14 protein-coding genes are annotated in these 17,972 nt (G+C 44.0%); 12 read left to right on the top strand and 2 right to left on the bottom strand.

Going from position 1 to position 17,972, the window contains the following annotated elements; translation table 11 throughout:
• The first annotated feature begins 3 nt into the window (after positions 1-3).
• The 4 genes from purM to purD are packed head-to-tail and all read left to right on the top strand — an operon-like array spanning position 4 to position 4,437.
• Positions 4-1,038, top strand: coding sequence for a phosphoribosylformylglycinamidine cyclo-ligase (purM, locus tag QNN06_RS01615; RefSeq protein ID WP_284036813.1), 1,035 nt, complete (start codon positions 4-6; stop codon positions 1,036-1,038).
• Entirely contained in the window at positions 1,035-1,637 is a 603-nt protein-coding gene (gene purN / locus QNN06_RS01620) for a phosphoribosylglycinamide formyltransferase (RefSeq protein WP_217034212.1), read from the top strand. The genes purM and purN overlap by 4 nt, the downstream gene beginning before the upstream one ends.
• Complete coding sequence (gene purH, locus QNN06_RS01625; protein ID WP_284036814.1) at positions 1,615-3,150, top strand: bifunctional phosphoribosylaminoimidazolecarboxamide formyltransferase/IMP cyclohydrolase; 1,536 nt, start codon at positions 1,615-1,617, stop codon at positions 3,148-3,150. Before purN ends, purH begins: the two co-directional genes overlap by 23 nt.
• A gap of 15 nt (positions 3,151-3,165) precedes the next feature.
• Complete coding sequence (gene purD, locus QNN06_RS01630; protein WP_284036815.1) at positions 3,166-4,437, top strand: phosphoribosylamine--glycine ligase; 1,272 nt, start codon at positions 3,166-3,168, stop codon at positions 4,435-4,437.
• Between the two features lie 58 nt (positions 4,438-4,495).
• Here purD and QNN06_RS01635 read toward each other — a convergent pair whose 3' ends face one another.
• Positions 4,496-4,807 carry a YgaP family membrane protein gene (locus tag QNN06_RS01635; protein WP_213120901.1) on the bottom strand — a complete coding sequence of 104 codons (312 nt, stop codon included), beginning with the start codon at positions 4,805-4,807 and terminating at the stop codon, positions 4,496-4,498.
• Positions 4,808-4,973: 166 nt separating this feature from the next.
• Here QNN06_RS01635 and QNN06_RS01640 point away from each other — a divergent pair, with 166 nt between their 5' ends.
• The 8 genes from QNN06_RS01640 to pruA all read left to right on the top strand — a co-directional run bounded on the left by QNN06_RS01640 (position 4,974) and on the right by pruA (position 16,498).
• Positions 4,974-6,719, top strand: coding sequence for an adenine deaminase C-terminal domain-containing protein (locus QNN06_RS01640; protein WP_284036816.1), 1,746 nt, complete (start codon positions 4,974-4,976; stop codon positions 6,717-6,719).
• Positions 6,720-6,792: 73 nt separating this feature from the next.
• Positions 6,793-7,845, top strand: a complete 1,053-nt coding sequence (locus tag QNN06_RS01645; protein ID WP_284036817.1) for a DUF3048 domain-containing protein — start codon at positions 6,793-6,795, stop codon at positions 7,843-7,845.
• Positions 7,846-7,869: 24 nt separating this feature from the next.
• Positions 7,870-8,175 (top strand): YerC/YecD family TrpR-related protein, encoded by a 306-nt coding sequence (locus QNN06_RS01650; RefSeq protein ID WP_213120898.1) that lies wholly within the window; start codon positions 7,870-7,872, stop codon positions 8,173-8,175.
• A 232-nt stretch (positions 8,176-8,407) separates the two neighbouring features.
• Positions 8,408-9,091 carry a heptaprenylglyceryl phosphate synthase gene (gene pcrB, locus QNN06_RS01655; RefSeq protein ID WP_284036818.1) on the top strand — a complete coding sequence of 228 codons (684 nt, stop codon included), beginning with the start codon at positions 8,408-8,410 and terminating at the stop codon, positions 9,089-9,091.
• Positions 9,092-9,162: 71 nt separating this feature from the next.
• Entirely contained in the window at positions 9,163-11,484 is a 2,322-nt protein-coding gene (gene pcrA, locus QNN06_RS01660) for a DNA helicase PcrA (RefSeq protein WP_217034216.1), read from the top strand.
• A gap of 99 nt (positions 11,485-11,583) precedes the next feature.
• Positions 11,584-13,590: an NAD-dependent DNA ligase LigA gene (ligA, locus tag QNN06_RS01665; protein ID WP_284036819.1), complete on the top strand. Its 2,007-nt coding sequence runs from the start codon at positions 11,584-11,586 to the stop codon at positions 13,588-13,590.
• Positions 13,591-13,602: 12 nt separating this feature from the next.
• Positions 13,603-14,766 (top strand): CamS family sex pheromone protein, encoded by a 1,164-nt coding sequence (locus tag QNN06_RS01670; RefSeq protein ID WP_213120894.1) that lies wholly within the window; start codon positions 13,603-13,605, stop codon positions 14,764-14,766.
• A gap of 184 nt (positions 14,767-14,950) precedes the next feature.
• On the top strand, positions 14,951-16,498 hold the full coding sequence (gene pruA, locus QNN06_RS01675; RefSeq protein ID WP_284036820.1) for an L-glutamate gamma-semialdehyde dehydrogenase: 1,548 nt from the start codon (positions 14,951-14,953) through the stop codon (positions 16,496-16,498).
• A 457-nt stretch (positions 16,499-16,955) separates the two neighbouring features.
• Here pruA and QNN06_RS01680 read toward each other — a convergent pair whose 3' ends face one another.
• Positions 16,956-17,837, bottom strand: coding sequence for an alpha/beta fold hydrolase (locus tag QNN06_RS01680; RefSeq protein WP_284036821.1), 882 nt, complete (start codon positions 17,835-17,837; stop codon positions 16,956-16,958).
• Positions 17,838-17,972 lie beyond the last annotated feature (135 nt).

Raw genomic sequence — 17,972 nt, forward strand, 5'->3', positions numbered from 1 at the left:
GCTGTGGCTAATGCATACAAACAAGCTGGTGTTGATATCGAAGCAGGCTATGAAGCCGTAGCAAGAATGAAAAAGCATGTCCAAAAAACAGCCCGGGCCGGCGTCTTGGGCGGCCTCGGCGGTTTTGGCGGAATGTTTGACTTATCGACCCTAAACTTAAAAGAGCCGGTCTTGGTGTCAGGAACGGACGGGGTAGGAACTAAACTAAAGATTGCTTTTGCGATGGACCGACACGATACAATCGGCATTGATGCCGTGGCAATGTGCGTCAATGATATTGTCGTCCAAGGTGCAGAGCCATTGTATTTCCTTGATTACATTGCAACGGGCAAAGCGCTCCCTGAAAAGATTGAAGCAATTGTCAAAGGGATTGCCGATGGCTGCGAGAAGGCCGGCTGTGCCTTAATTGGCGGAGAGACAGCGGAAATGCCGGGACTCTACCGCGGAAATGAGTATGACCTGGCAGGTTTTGCGGTCGGAGCGTGTGAAAAGTCCAACTTGATTACCGGTGAATCGATTAAGGCAGGCGACGTCCTGATTGGTCTTGCGTCAAGCGGTATCCATAGCAATGGCTATTCCTTAGTACGGAAGGTATTTAACGATTGGTCATTGATTGAATTTGTGAATGAACTTGGCTGCACCTTGGGAGAAGAATTGCTGAAACCGACAAAAATCTATGTAAAGCCAATTTTATCAGCATTGAAAAAATTCAACATCAAAGGAATGGCCCACATCACTGGCGGCGGATTTATCGAGAATATCCCAAGGATGCTCACCCAAGGACTAGGGGCGGAGCTCGATGAGAAAAACTGGAATATTCCATATGTGTTTAAGCTGATCTCCGAGCTTGGACAAATTGACTATAAAGAGATGTATAATATTTTTAATATGGGAATTGGTATGGTAATAGCGGTGAATAAGGAAGATGCTGCGGATGTACTGGAACACTTCCGTCAAAGTGGCGAAACCCCTTATGAAATCGGAGTAGTAACTGATAGCGAAGGCATCAAAATTAATGGCAGGGGTGGACGTCGATGAAAAATATCGCAATTTTTGCATCCGGAAGCGGAAGTAATTTTCAAGCGATTGTCGACGCTGTCCAAGCGAAGCAGCTCTCTGCAAACATCTCCCTGCTTGTTTGCGACCAACCGGGTGCTTATGTGATTGAACGGGCGCGGGAGGCTGAAATCTCTACATTCGTTTTTAACGCCAAAGACTATCCAAACAAGGAAGCTTATGAAGCAGAAATCGTCATGTTATTGAAAAATAAACAAGTCGATTTGATTGTGCTGGCAGGCTATATGAGGCTGGTTGGCTCTACCTTGTTAAGTGAATATGAAGGACGGATTATCAATATCCATCCTTCATTGCTTCCTGACTTCCCGGGCAAGGATGCGATTGGCCAGGCATTAGCTGCACACGCCAAATGGAGCGGCGTGACCATCCATTTTGTCGATGAAGGAATGGATACAGGGCCGGTCATTGTCCGGGAACGGGTACGAATTGAGGAAAATGAAACGAGAGAAAGCCTACAGTGGAAGATTCAGGAGATTGAACACAAGCTATACCCATCCATTCTGCAGATGTTATTGACAAAAGGAGATGCATTACAAAATGAAAAAGCGCGCGCTAATTAGTGTATCAGACAAAAACGGGGTAAGCGAATTTGCAAAGGAATTGATCAATCTAGGATTTGAGATTGTTTCGACTGGCGGGACGAAAAAAATGCTCCAGGATCAGGGGCTGCCTGTTCTTAGTGTAACGGACGTTACCGGATTTCCGGAAATTTTGGAAGGCCGTGTTAAAACATTAAATCCATTTATTCACGGCGGCTTGCTGGCGAAACATGGCGAAGCAGACCATCAAAAGCAGCTAGAAGAGCATCACATCGATCCAATTCAGGTTGTTTGTGTCAATCTTTATCCATTCCAGCAGACAATTGAAAAGCCGGATGTGACGGTTGATGATGCGATTGAGAACATCGATATCGGCGGACCAGCAATGCTTCGCGCTTCTGCAAAAAACCATCAATATGTTACCGTGGTTGTCGATCCTGTTGACTATGAAACCGTGCTTGCAGAATTAAAAGCCAGCGGGGGAACAACGCTTGAAACAAGAAGAAAGCTTGCGGCTAAGGTATTCCGTCATACTGCCGCTTATGATGCGTTAATTGCGGAATATATGACTAACCTTGCGCAGGAAGAAAATCCGGAGAAATTAACGGTTACCTATGAATTAAAGCAATCGCTTCGTTACGGAGAAAACCCTCATCAAAAGGCTTCTTTTTACAAAAAGCCGCTTGGTTCCAAATTCTCGATTGCTTATGCCGACCAGCTTCATGGCAAAGAGCTTTCCTATAATAACATCAACGATGCTGATGCAGCGCTGCAAATCGTGAAAGAGTTCACCGAACCAGCGGCAGTTGCAGTTAAGCATATGAATCCGTGCGGAGTCGGCACGGGAAAAACTGTATTCGAAGCCTTTGAAAAGGCGTTTGCTGCGGACCCCGTTTCCATTTTCGGCGGAATTATTGCCTTAAACCAGGAAGTGGATGCAGAGACAGCCCGCAAGCTCCATGAAATTTTTCTGGAAATTATTATTGCCCCTTCTTTCTCGAAGGAAGCATTAGAAGTTTTAACCTCTAAAAAGAACTTGCGTCTTTTAACCATTCCATTTGAATTGGGGCAAAAAGCAGAACGGAAAATGACCACGATTGAAGGCGGACTGCTTGTACAGGATCAGGACCGATATAGTCTGGAAGATGCGAACATCACAATTCCAACGAAGAGACAGCCGACAGACGCTGAGTGGGCTGCGTTAAAGCTGGGCTGGAAGGTTGTTAAACATGTGAAATCCAATGCTATTGTCGTTTCTGACAAGGACATGACGCTTGGAATCGGTGCTGGACAGATGAACCGTGTCGGCTCTGCAGAAATTGCCCTTAAGCAGGCAGGTGCAAAGGCTGAAGGTGCGGCGCTTGCTTCCGATGCTTTCTTCCCAATGGACGATACCGTCGAAGCTGCAGCAAAAGCAGGGATTACAGCGATTATTCAGCCGGGCGGCTCCATCCGTGATGCGGATTCAATTAAAAAAGCGGACGAATATGGAATTGCCATGGTGTTTACTGGCGTCAGACATTTTAAACATTAATCGGGGTGAAGAACAGTGAAGATTATGGTAATTGGCCGCGGTGGTAGAGAGCATGCGATTTGCCGGAAAGCGAGCGAAAGCCTGCAGGTGGAGAAAGTGTTTGCTGCCCCCGGCAATGCTGGCATGACAGATGTGGCAGAACTTGTTGCGATTGAGGAATCCAGCCACGAACAACTGATCCAGTTCGCCAAGGAACAGGGCGTCGCTTTGACGATAATCGGTCCAGAGGTGCCGCTTCTTGAGGGATTGGCCGACAAGTTTTCTGAGGCAGGGCTAAGGGTATTTGGACCGCGTCAGGCGGCGGCTGAAATCGAAGGAAGCAAGTCATTCGCCAAGGAATTAATGGAGAAGTACCAAATTCCAACGGCTGATTATGCTGTCTTTACTTCTTATGACGAGGCCCGTCAGTATGTTGAAGAGAAGGGTGCTCCAATTGTCATAAAGGCGGATGGGCTGGCAGCAGGGAAAGGTGTTACCGTGGCCATGACCATGGAGGAAGCACTGGAAAGCCTCAAAAGCATGCTATTGGATAAACAGTTCGGCGCTGCTTCTGCCCGGGTAGTAGTTGAGGAATTTTTGGACGGAGAAGAATTTTCCTTAATGGCTTTCGTCAATGGCGAGGTAGTGGTTCCTCTTGAAATCGCCCAGGATCATAAACGGGCTTTTGACGGCGATAAAGGACCGAACACCGGCGGGATGGGTGCCTATTCACCGGTGCCGCAAATTGGCGCAGAAATTGTTCAGACAGCAGTTGAAACTATCCTGAAACCAGCGGCCAAAGCCATGGTTCAAGAAGGTAGAAGCTTCTGCGGGATTTTATATGCAGGTCTGATTAAAACGGAGAACGGTCCGAAGGTAATTGAGTTCAATGCCCGTTTTGGCGATCCGGAAACTCAGGTAATTTTACCGCGCTTGAGATCAGACTTAGTTCAAGTGGTGAATGAATTGTTGGATGGTGGCACTCCTGTTCTTGAGTGGGATGAAGAGGCTATGCTTGGAGTGGTGGTCGCTTCCAAAGGATATCCTGGGGATTACGTAAAAGGTGCTGTTTTGGAGGGCTTGGGCGAACTAGATCCTGAGAAGGTTTATGTATTTCATGCTGGAACCGCTAAAAAGGAAGCCGGTGAGTTTGTGACAACTGGAGGCCGCGTTCTTTTGGTTGGTGCTAAGGCTGGGAATTTGGCAGAAGCCCAGGAAAAAGTTTATGCTGAGCTTGAAAAATTAACGCCGGATGGTGTTTTTTACCGGAGGGATATAGGTTTTAAGGCTATCGCGCACGTCTTCTAGATTCAAGGGCTGCCGCACTTGCGGACAGCCCTTTTTTAAAACTTTACTAATTTAAAAATCAGGTCGGATTATACGGCATGGCATCCCCGGTCAACCCTTCAACCCCATCAGCGGCATCAATGTTTCCATCAACAGATCCGCCGAGTTTCCCTTCATCGACCATGCACTGACACTTTTCAAATAATGCCGTCATCGGACAGTAGCGGACAATTCCTTCCGCCACCTTCATGGCCCCGCAAAGAGCGACGAACAAGTAGGAATCTCTCCATGGCTGCTTCACCAATTTAGCAGTGCACCAAGAAAGCAAGGTAAGTCCAACGGTAATACGGATTAGGGCGTTTAAAATCCCTATGTTTGGTGTTATTTTCATTTTTGTTCACTCCTTCACAAAAATTTTACAATATTTATCATTTTCTTTACTGCTTTAAATTACAAAATATGATAGTATAATAACTAAGAAATTTGTAAGGGTTTTCTTTATTGTAAAATCAACCAATTTATAAATAGATACGTTTCATTTTAGGGAGGGATTTTGTATGCTGGAACAGCGCTACCGCTGGAAAAACAGACAATTACGCATGCATGTATCCGTTTTGGATGGGACAACAGCCCCCACCATTCTGTTAAAAAACGCCTTATACTTAAATCAGACGTTTAAGAAATGGATGCGTGCCAATATTTGGATATATGACGATCGGATTGTTTATGTTGGCGAGAACCTGCCTGCCAACACAGAAAACTGTGAAATCATTGATTGTACGGAACAAATCCTTGTTCCTGGTTATATTGAACCGCATGCCCATCCGTTTCAATTATATAATCCCCATACTCTTGCGGCCTATGCATCACAGTTTGGAACGACGACATTAATAAATGACAATATGGCCCTGGCTTTGAATTTGCCAAAAAGGGAAGCGTTTTCATTATTGCGCGATTTCCGCTCGATTCCATCCACGATGTTCTGGTGGTGCCGGTTTGATTCGCAAACAGAAATTTTGTATGAGGAAGAAACTTTTTCACACAGTAAGATTAAGTCCTGGCTAGAGCACGACGCGGTCCTTCAGGGCGGGGAGCTGACGGGTTGGCCTAAGCTTTTAAACGGCGATGATATGATGCTTCATTGGATTCAAGAAGCAAAACGGATGCGCAAGAAAATTGAGGGCCATTTTCCGGGCGCTTCGGAAAAAACCTTGGCAAAGATGATGCTTTTGGGGGCTGATTGTGACCATGAGGCAATGACGGGTGAGGAAATATATAACCGCCTCATGCAGGGCTATATGGTTTCCCTCCGCTATTCGTCAATTCGCCCTGATCTGCCTAAAATTCTTGATGACATGAAACGGATGGGAATTGACGCATATGATAGATTAATATTTAATACGGACGGGGCTACTTCGACTTTTTACGAGCAGGGAATAACCGATGCCATGATTCGAATTGCAATTGAAAAAGATGTTCCGGTTATTGATGCCTATAATATGGCCTCAGTTAATATTGCTAGATACTACGGTATCGACCACCTTCTCGGGAACATTGCCACAGGCAGGGTAGCAAATATTAACTTCTTATCAAGCGGTGAAAATCCGACACCGGTTTCTGTACTGGCTAAAGGAAAATGGGTAAAACGGAATGGAATGAAGGTTGAGGATGCCTACCCTTCTGTTGATTGGTCACAGTACGGTTTAAAGCCGATGGAATTAGACTGGGAATTAACAATGGACGACTTGCAATTTTCCATGCCGTTCGGAATCAAAATGGAGAATTCTGTTATCACGAAACCATATTCCATCGCCATTGATGTTTCAGGAGATGAATTGACAACTGATCATGATGAGTGTTTCTTTACCTTGATTGACCGCAAAGGAAAATGGCGGATTAACACGATGTTAAAGGGATTTGCCAATAATTTATCTGCACTGGCGAGTTCTTTTTCCAATACAGGCGATATCATTTTAATTGGAAAAAACAAGCAGGATATGCTTATGGCATTTAATAGAATGAAAGAATTGGACGGAGGAATCGTCCTGGTCGAAGACGGGGAGGTTATTTGCGAGCTGCAGCTGCCATTGGCTGGAATTATGTCAAATCTTCCGATGGAGGAGTTAATGGTCCAGGAGAAACGTCTGCTTGAGGAATTGAAAAATCGAGGCTACAGCTTTTCCGATCCGATTTATAGCTTGTTGTTTTTCTCAACCACTCATTTGCCGTATATTCGGATTACCCAGCAGGGGATGTATGATGTGATGAACAAAACAGTACTCTTTCCATCGATAATGCGTTAAACTATAATTAAGTTAATGATTTAACGCACGAAAGTAACTGGATGTATGGAGAGGAAACAGGGGTGTTGACTGGATGAAAAAATGGGCTGTTGCAGCAGCAGCGCTTCTTTTACTGTTCTCCGGATGCAGTAAGAAAGAAGAAACGGTAAAACCACTGGAACCAAAAGAAAAAGTGGTTGACAAGGTAGTGGAAAAAGAAGAAAAGAAGGAAGAAGCCGCCTACTATTTTCCTCTTACTGGCGTAAAATCAGAAACGAAAACAGATGGAAGAGCAGTCGCAGTCATGATTAATAATCACCCAAAAGCTAGGCCGCAATCAGGCTTGTCTAAGGCGGATATTGTTTATGAGCTTATTGCAGAAGGGGATATGACCCGTTTCTTAGCTGTCTTTCAAAGTGAAAAGCCGGCAAATATAGGTCCGGTAAGAAGTTCACGAGCCTATTATATTGAACTGGCAAAAGGTCTAAACGCTCTTTATATCGCCCACGGGTACAGTGAAGAAGCAAGGCAGATGCTTGAGAGCAACTATGTTGATAACTTAAATGGAATGCAATATGATGGTACATTGTTTAAGCGGTCCAGTGCCCGCCAAGCACCGCATAACTCGTACATTACGTACGAAAACATTTTAAAAGGTGTTGAACAAAAGCACTATACGATGGACAAAACACCACCAAGCTTTACATTTTTAAAAGAGGACGAAAAGAGTAAGGTCACAGGAAATGAAGCAAAATCTGTCATGATTTCCTACTCAAGAGGAGGCATCTCTGATTCGACCTTTACGTTTGATCCCCAGTCAGGTAAGTACAAACGCTTTTCTGGCGGTGAACAGACCGTGGATTTAGAAAATAATGAGCCAGTCCTACTGGATAATATTTTTATCATCGAAGCAGTTCACCAGGTTTATGATTCGGCAGGCCACCTGAAAGTGGATTTAAAATCCGGAGGCAAAGCCTACCTGCTGCAAATGGGAAAAGTAAACGAAGTGAATTGGGAGAACAAGGACGGACGAATTGTTCCGGTGAAGGATGGGCAAGAGGTTCCTCTCGTTCCAGGAAAAACGTGGGTCAATGTAGTGCCGGCTAAACCTGGCCTTTCTCAAAGCGTCTCATTTGATGTACAATGACTTATACGGTAAAGGGGAAATTATATGCAAATTAATAAACTACGTGGTAAAGAGCTAGACCAATTGTTTACAGCCATTCTTTCATTGAAGGATTTGGAGGAATGCTATCGTTTTTTTGATGATTTATGTACAATTAACGAAATTCAAGCTTTAGCCCAGCGCCTGGATGTAGCCAGAATGCTCCGTGAAGGAAACACGTACCACAAAATTGAATCGGAAACCGGAGCAAGCACAGCGACCATTTCACGCGTAAAACGATGCTTGAACTTTGGAAACGACACCTATGAAATGGTCTTAGAGCGGATAAAGGAAGAAAATAGCCAGGCATAACCTAAATATCAAAAGACCGGAGTGAGAGACTTTCCGGTTTTTTTCTTTTTTAGCTAATAGGAAAGTATAAATTCAACTACGTCTCTGTCTTCGTTCTATCGGACTCGCCAATCGGCGAGTTTTCATTTATCGTTCCGGTATTTTCCAAAAATAGTTTCATTGTATTGTTTTTGTATCGAATGCTCTAGTGCTATAATGGTTTAATGGAATTATGAATTGGGGGCCTAAATAGATGTATGATGTTCACGCGTGGCGCCACGTGTTTAAACTTGACCCAAATAAAGAAATATCCGATAAACAGCTTGAAAAAATTTGTGAATCTGGCACGGATGCTGTGATTGTTGGCGGAACGGACGGAGTCACACTTGAAAATGTTCTTGATTTGATGGCTAGAATCCGTCGTTATACTGTGCCTTGTGTACTTGAAATTTCAAACATCGAAACGGTAACCCCCGGCTTCGATCTTTATTTTATCCCAACCGTCCTAAATGGTACCGATACAAAATGGATTACCGGCCTCCATCATCAAGCGGTGAAGGAGTTTGGCGAAATTATGGATTGGGGAGAAATAGTCATGGAGGGCTACTGCATCCTTAATAGAGATTGCAAAGCAGCTAAACTTGCCTCCGCCAATGCCCAATTGACCATTGCTGATGTTAAGGGCTATGCGATGATGGCGGAAAAAATGTTTAATCTGCCCATTTTTTATCTAGAATACAGTGGCAAATACGGCGACGTGCAATTGGTTGCTGATGTGAAAAAGGTTCTTAATAACACGAAGCTGTTTTATGGCGGCGGCATTTCAACTCCTGAACAGGCTGCAGAAATGGCCAAGCACGCGGATGTAATTGTAGTAGGAAACGCTATTTATGATAACTTTGACCTAGCATTAGAAACCGTGAAGAGTGTCCGTTAAAATTTGCTTAAGGGCACAGAATCCGTTATGATAAAAATAAGAACAAACGTTTGTATTTGGTGGTGGATAGATTGCAATATTTAACTGATAAACTGCTAAACGGCTTGAACCCGGAACAGCAAAAGGCTGTAAAAGCCACGGACGGACCGCTGTTGATCATGGCCGGGGCCGGAAGCGGCAAGACAAGAGTGTTAACACATCGTATTGCTTATTTAATTGTGGAAAAACGGGTTAATCCCTATAATATTTTGGCTATTACATTTACGAACAAAGCTGCCCGAGAGATGAAAGAACGGATTGCGAAAATGATGGGCGGCGCTGCAGAAGAAATTTGGATTTCTACCTTTCACTCGATGTGTGTCCGCATTTTACGCCGTGACATTGACCGCATCGGGTTTAACCGAAATTTTACGATTTTGGATTCAAGCGACCAGCAATCCGTCATTAAAGGGATTTTAAAGGAAAAGAACATTGATCCAAAGAAATTTGACCCGCGGGCGATTTTGGGTTCCATCAGCTCGGCTAAAAACGAACTCATCGATCCGGAAGAATATGCAAAAACTGCTGGGGGCTATTTCGAACAGGTTGTCAGCGATGTGTACGAAGAATACCAGAAACGCCTCCGGAAAAATCAGGCCCTGGACTTTGATGATCTGATTATGAAGACGATTCAATTGTTCCAGCGTGTGCCGGAAGTATTGGAGTACTACCAGCGCAAGTTCCAGTATATTCACGTGGATGAGTATCAAGATACGAACAAAGCGCAATATTTACTGGTCAAACAGCTGGCAAACCGCTTCAAAAATCTTTGTGTTGTCGGTGACTCCGACCAGTCTATTTATCGCTGGAGAGGTGCGGATATTGCCAACATCCTTTCCTTTGAAAAAGATTATCCAAATGCTACAGTCATTCTTCTTGAACAAAACTACCGCTCTACCAAAAGGATTCTTCTGGCAGCCAATAAAGTGATTGAAAAAAACTTTAACCGTAAGGCGAAAAATTTATGGACGGAAAATCCTGAAGGAAACAAAATAGTTTATTACCGTGCCGACAGCGAGCAGGGCGAAGCACAGTTTGTTACAGGCAGAATTAAGGAACTGACCCGCGACGGGAAGTACAAGCTTTCGGACATCGCCATTTTGTACCGTACGAACGCCCAGTCCCGTGTAATGGAAGAAGTCCTGCTTAAATCAAACATTGGTTATGCCATTGTCGGCGGTACGAAGTTCTATGATCGAAAAGAAATCAAGGATATGCTTGCCTATTTGCGATTAATCTCCAATCCAGATGATGACATTAGCCTGCAGCGGGTGATCAATGTTCCGAAACGCGGCATCGGTTCAAGCTCGCTTGATAAAATTATTGATTTTGCCGCGATGCATGATATGTCGATTTTTCAAGCGCTTGAATCCATTGATTTAATTGGTTTAAGTCCAAAAATTACAAAAGCAGCAGCAGAATTCCGCGATTTAGTCAAAAATTATACGAACATGCAGGAGTTTCTATCCGTAACTGAATTAGTGGAGGAAGTCCTCGATAAAACCGGCTATAGCGAAATGCTAAAGGCAGAAAAATCCATAGAAGCGCAAAGCCGCTTGGAGAACCTTGAGGAATTGTTATCTGTTACGAAAAATTTTGAAGAAACAAATGAAGATAAAACCCTGGTTGCCTTTTTAACTGATTTAGCTCTTGTTGCTGACATTGATTCCATGGATGATGACGGGGAAAAGGCAGACTCAGTTGTTTTGATGACCCTGCATTCCGCAAAAGGACTCGAGTTCCCGATTGTATTCTTAATTGGTATGGAAGAAGGAGTTTTCCCGCATAGCCGCTCCCTGATGGAAGAGGTGGAAATGGAGGAGGAACGCCGTCTTGCCTATGTAGGAATTACAAGAGCAGAGCAAAATCTGTTCCTTACAAATGCCCAAATGAGAACCCTGTTTGGACGGACTAATATGAATCCAGCGTCAAGGTTTATTAGTGAAATTCCCGAAGACCTTTTGGAAGCCTTTGAACCGGAAAGGCGAAATTCGCCGTTTGGCTCAAGAGGTTCTTCCTTTTCATCGGGCGGCAGTTCATTTGGCTCGAGCCGTTCTTCCTTTGGAGGAGCCCGTCCTTCCTTCGAATCAGCCGGGGCATCAGGAACCGGCCGGAGTACATTTGGAACTCCATCATCACCACGTAAGCCAGTTATGCGCCCAGTTTCAGCTGCTTCTGGCGGTGAGGGAGCTGACTGGAAGGTTGGCGACAAAGCTGAACATGGAAAATGGGGCATTGGGACCGTTGTCAGTGTGAAAGGACAGGGAGAAGGCACCGAACTTGATATTGCTTTCCCGAGTCCAACTGGCATCAAACGCCTGCTTGCCAAATTTGCACCGATCAAAAAAGTGTAACGATTTTTCCTGAAAAATCGTCTTAAAATAAGTGAAAAATAGGTTTCCTCAGTTTTATTGGGGAACTTGCTGCAATTAGATGAGGAAAGGGTTGGATATATGGACCTTCAAACCGCTGAACAAAAAATATCCGGAGTGCGGACACTATTAAACCAATACGGTTATGAATACTATGTCTTAGACAAACCATCCGTACCGGATGCCGAATATGACCGATTGATGCAGGAGCTATTGGAGCTTGAAGAAAAGTTCCCCCAATTAAAAACACCTGACTCTCCGTCTGTAAGGGTAGGCGGAGAGGTTCTCGATGTTTTTGAAAAAGTCGAGCATCGAACACCGATGCTGAGCTTGGGCAACGCTTTTAACGAACAGGACTTAAGAGACTTTGATCGCCGCACCCGTCAGGCTGTAGGGGATGACTTTTCATATGTCTGCGAATTAAAGATTGACGGTCTTGCAGTTTCTTTACGTTACGAAGACGGTTTGTTTATCCAGGGGGCTACCCGCGGTGATGGTACGATTGGCGAAGATATAACTGCTAATCTAAGAACAATTAAATCCATTCCGCTCCGCCTCACAGAACCTGTGTCCTTGGAGGTCCGCGGTGAGGCCTTTATGCCGAAGCGTTCCTTTGAAGCGCTGAATGAGGCAAGGAAAGAGCGGGGCGAGGAGCTATTTGCCAACCCAAGAAATGCGGCGGCAGGCTCACTCCGCCAGCTTGACACGAAAATGGCGGCTTCCCGGAGACTGGATATCTTTTTATATGGAATTGGAAATCCAGGGGACCTCGGCGTCGTCTCGCATAGCGAAGGCTTAGATTACTTGGACAAACTTGGGTTTAAAACAAATAAAGAGCGGAGAAAGTGCGTCAAGATCGATGAGGTAATTGACTATGTAAATGGCTGGGTGGAAAAGCGCCCGCATCTGCCTTATGAAATCGATGGGATCGTTATTAAGATTGACTCCTTAGAACAGCAGGCTGCCCTTGGAACGACTGCCAAAAGCCCGCGCTGGGCAATAGCATATAAGTTCCCTGCTGAAGAAGTTGTAACGACATTGAAGGATATTGAATTAAGCGTCGGCCGCACTGGCGTTATTACACCTACAGCGATTTTAGAACCAGTTAAAGTGGCTGGAACAACTGTGCAGCGTGCTTCCTTGCACAATGAGGATCTAATCCGAGAGAAGGATATCAAAATTGGCGACAAGGTCGTCATTAAAAAAGCCGGCGACATAATCCCGGAAGTCGTCAATGTTTTGGCTGATCAGCGCACCGGAGAAGAGGTCGATTTTCATATGCCGACACACTGTCCGGAATGTGAAAGCGAACTAGTCCGACTAGAAGGTGAAGTGGCCCTTCGCTGCATTAATCCGAAATGTCCGGCGCAAATCCGTGAAGGTTTAATCCATTTCGTTTCACGGGATGCGATGAACATTGATGGCCTCGGGGAAAAGGTCATCAGCCAGTTGTTTGCCGAAAAATTAATCAGCGATGTGGCTGATATTTATAAGCTATCCTATGACCAGCTTATTGCCCTTGAAAGAATGGGAGATAAGTCGGTTTCCAATCTGTTAAAAGCGATTGAAGCCTCTAAGGAAAACTCGCTAGAAAAACTGCTTTTCGGGCTTGGCATCCGTCATGTCGGGGCAAAAGCGGCAAAAACATTGGCCCAGGAATTTGGGGCAATGGAAAGATTAGCGTCTGCTTCCAAAGAAGACTTGATTGCCATCAATGAAATCGGTGATAAAATGGCTGATTCCATCGTCAGCTTCTTCGAACAGGAAGAAGCAACGGAACTGCTTCAGGAATTAGCTTCTTTTGGAGTGAACATGGAGTTTAAAGGGGTAAGAAAGGTATCCGCCGAGGAATCCAATTCTATTTTTGCTGGCAAAACGGTGGTATTAACGGGTAAACTTGAACGCTTATCGAGAAATGAAGCAAAAGAAAAGATTGAGGCGTTAGGCGGAAATGTGGCGGGAAGTGTAAGCAAGAAAACCCACTTGGTCATTGCTGGTGAAGATGCAGGTTCCAAGCTCACAAAAGCACAGGAACTGGGAATTGAAGTGTGGGATGAAGAGAAGCTCCTTGAAGAATTAAATAAGTAAGAGGTGTCAGTTTTGAGAAAACTCTCATTGCTCGCGCTTTCCCTTGTCTTTTTGCTAAGTGCCTGCGCACCTACTTTTCAAAAGCAAAATGAAGAAGTGCAAACAAAGGAGAAGGATAAAGGGAAGGCAATTATTCCGAAATATAATATTTCAGATAAATATTACCGGACCATTCTGCCATTTGAGCCTGGGCAGGCCCGCGGATTGGTCGTCAATAATATCAATACAAGATATGATTTAAACGAGTTTGAAATGGGTTTAATGCGTATAGCCCAAAATAGCTTTGATACCGATAAATATTATTTCCGTGAAGGACAGGAAATCAAGGATAAAACGGTAAGACAATTGCTGAGCAGACAATATACAGAGGAGCAGCTAAAGGCAAAAAGCCTGAAAGCAACGGATAATATCGGATTAAACCCTGTTGATACAGGCCCTCCGGGTGAACCGAGCAGTCCGATTTATCTGGCCCATATTTTGGAGCATGATTATTTAACAAAAGATGATAAAGGTAACGTTTCACTTGGGGGAATTACCATTGGCCTCGCCCTTAATTCAACCTACTATTACAAGGTTCAAGTGGATGGCGGTACAGTTGAAAAAGAGCAGCATATTGACTTTGCAGACATGGATCGCGAAGGAAAGAAAATAGCAGAAGAAATGGTAAAACGAATTAGGACCATAAAAAATGTAACCGACGTTCCAATCACGATTGCATTATTCGCCCAGCAAAGCAAATCTTCGGTTGTACCAGGGAATTTCTTTGCTTATACAACCGTTGATAAAGGCAGCACAAGTCTAAACTCATGGGAAAAAATCGACGAAAAATATTATTTATTCCCATCTAGTGATGCCCAGGAAGCACACCGCGATGATACAATCGCATTTTTAAACTTTAAACAGGATGTTGAAGAATATTTTCCTAACTTCAACGGCGTTATTGGCAGGGCGTTTTACGTCGGCGATCAGCTGCAAAATTTAGATATCACGATTCCAATTCAATTTTACGGAAAGACAGAGGGAATTGGATTTACCCAATATGTCACAGGATTGGTCATGGAGCATTTTCCTGAATACATTTCGGTATCAGTAAATGTGTCCTCCGTGGACGGCCCTGAAGCATTGATTGTCCGTAAAGCCAATGAAAACGAACCGTTTGTGTATATCTACCAATAAGATTCGGCCGCTATAGCGGCCGGGTCTTTTTTTTGGTTAACATTCTAGTTTTCGAGGCAAAATAGGATTGTTTATCTGCGAAATTGGCCGCCTCCCGAATGAGGGGGTTTTCAGTGTATTTTTAGACAACCTATTATTTTTTCCGCAAGGATTAAATAATTGATTACATAGGAGGGGTTTTAGCATGGTACAACCATATAAACATGAGCCATTAACAGATTTTACTGTGGAAGAAAACCGCCAAGCCTATCTTCAAGCCTTAAAAACAGTTGAAGGCTATTTAGGACAGGATTATCCCTTAATCATCGGCGGTGAAAAACTGACTACCGAGGAAAAAATTGTTTCCTATAATCCCGCCAACAAAGAAGAAGTAGTCGGCAGTGTGTCAAAGGCCAATAAAGAGCTTGCAGAAAAAGCGATGCAGGCAGCTGTTGAGGCATTTAAAACATGGAGAAAAACCAAGCCGGAAATCCGAGCAGATGTACTTTTTAAAGCGGCTGCGATTATCCGTCGCCGCAAGCACGAGTTCTCTGCCTTGATGACGAAAGAAGCGGGTAAGCCTTGGAGAGAAGCAGATGCGGACACAGCCGAAGGAATAGACTTTTTAGAATTCTATGGCCGGCAAATGCTTGTCTTAAAAAATGGTGTGCCTGTTCAGAGCCGTCTCAATGAATTTAACCGTTATGATTATATTCCGCTTGGTGTAGGCATTATCATTTCACCATGGAATTTTCCATTTGCGATCATGGCTGGTACTACCGTTGCCGCGATTGTTTCTGGCAACACGGTCTTGTTGAAGCCGGCTTCCACTACACCAATTATTGCAGCTAAATTTGCGGAAGTAATGGAAGAAGCAGGACTGCCGAAGGGTGTGCTAAACTTCGTACCAGGCAGCGGCGCTGAGGTGGGCGACTACTTAGTTGATCATAAGGATACACGTTTCATCAGCTTCACTGGTTCCCGCGATGTCGGCCTGCGCATTTTCGACCGCTCTTCCAAAATCAGCGAAGGACAGCTTTGGATGAAGCGATTAATTGCCGAGATGGGCGGAAAGGATACGATTGTAGTTGATTCTGAAGCAGACCTTGAATTGGCTGCACAATCCATCATGGCATCGGCATTCGGATTCTCTGGTCAGAAGTGTTCTGCATGTTCTCGTGCCGTTATTGTTGAGGATGTATATGATCAAGTATTGAATCGAGTCGTGGAATTGACTAATCAAATAAAAGTCGGCGAGCCATCTGAACAAGATACTTTCATGGGCCCTGTTATTGATAATAATGCTTTCAAGAAAATCATGGAATACGTTGAAATCGGTAAGTCAGAAGGCAAATTGATGACTGGTGGCGAAGGAGATAGCTCCAAAGGTTACTTCATCAAGCCAACTGTATTTGCCGATTTAGATCCGAAGTCCCGCATCATGCAAGAGGAAATTTTCGGACCGGTGGTAGGTTTCTCAAAGGCGAAGGATTTTAATGAAGCACTTGAGATTGCCAACAATACTGAATATGGCTTAACTGGTGCGGTTATTACCAAAAACCGTGCCCATATGGAGCAGGCACGTGAGGACTTCCATGTTGGTAACCTATACTTCAACCGCGGCTGTACAGGTGCCATTGTCGGCTACCAGCCATTCGGCGGCTTCAACATGTCTGGAACCGACTCCAAAGCCGGCGGCCCAGACTACTTGCTTCTTCATATGCAAGGTAAAACAACATCGGAATTGTATTAATTATAAACGAGACCTCTTCCCCACAGATGGTGGGAGGAGGTCTTTGTTTTGTGAGGGACAAATTAGTTGTTTTAAGCTGGAAAAATGTCCTTCATCGGGGTTATGAAGGACAAAATTGAATGTGATAAAGCTGAAAATGTCTTTCATCGGGCTTATGAAGGACAAAATCGGGTGTAATAAAGGTGAAAATGTCCTTCATTCGGGCTTATGAAGGACAAAATCGGGTGTGATGAAGCTAAAATGTCCTTCATCGGGCTTATGAAGGACAAAATCGGGTGTGATGAAGCTAAAATGTCCTTCATCGGGCTTATGAAGGACAAAATTGAGTGTGATAAAGGTGAAAATGTCCTTCATCGGGCTTATGAAGGACAAAATTGAGTGTGATAAAGCTGAAAATGTCCTTCATCGGGCTTATGAAGGACAAAATCGGGTGTAATAGAGGTGAAAATGTCCTTCACTAACTATAATGCAATCTTAAAAACTCTTTTATTTTCTCATTAATTACTACCAACTGTTCCTCTGATGGGATATGCCCCATATTAAACACTTCATAGTTTGCTAGATTGGGGATGATTTCCTTAGCTGCCGGGCCTATTTTTTTCTCTGGAAAAAACACATCCTTATTGCCGGCGATAACCATGGTGGGAGCGGTGTAACGCAGCAACTCCCTCTTTTCCGTCAGCTTAGGCATATCCTGTTCAAGTTTTGTATAGTTGAAGATGCTGCCGATAATCTCTTTATCTATTTCTTTCATAAAGCCATCAGACATATTATCCGCTATTTTCTGCAGTTGGACTGCGGACTTTGTTCCCTTGAAAATTATTAACGGAACCAAGATTTTTGTAATCATCTCAAATTTTGAACCAAGCGCAATCCCAGCAGGACAAATCAAAACAGAACAAGCTATTTTCTGAGGCATAGAAGCAGCTAGCCTTAAAAGGATACCTGCACCGTAGGAAGGTCCTGCAAAAGCAGCTTTTTCTACACCGAAATAGGTCATTAACTCTGAAATCCAGTGGGCAAAACTATCATCTTTCGCCGAAATCCTGTTCTCTGCACTATACCCGGGATGACCAATCGTATCAGGTGCATAAACCCTGTAGTGTTCAAAAAGAGGTTTAAACCATGACAATGTCATCGGGTTGATGCAATTTCCCCCTTGATAAACAAATAACGGTTTCCCGTCTTTTGGGCCCGTAATCAATACATGTGTCCTGCCAAAAGAAGTCCCCACATAAGCTCTTTCCATTTCGAACCCAAATGAATTCAAGTAATTCTCATAGAATCTAAGAATATTTTGTTTACCTTCATCACTTTTATAAATCGTGTGTTCCGCCATTTCACACCTCAATCACCACAGATTATTCCAATATTATCCATCAACAAACGGTTTTATGACAATAATGTGAAATTATTCACAAACAACTACGGATTGTGACGAATCTCACAAATTTTCAAAAGACAGGAGTTTACA

Origin of the sequence: Neobacillus sp. 114 (assembly GCF_030127045.1) — a bacterium.
GTDB lineage: Bacteria > Bacillota > Bacilli > Bacillales > Cytobacillaceae > Neobacillus > Neobacillus rhizophilus.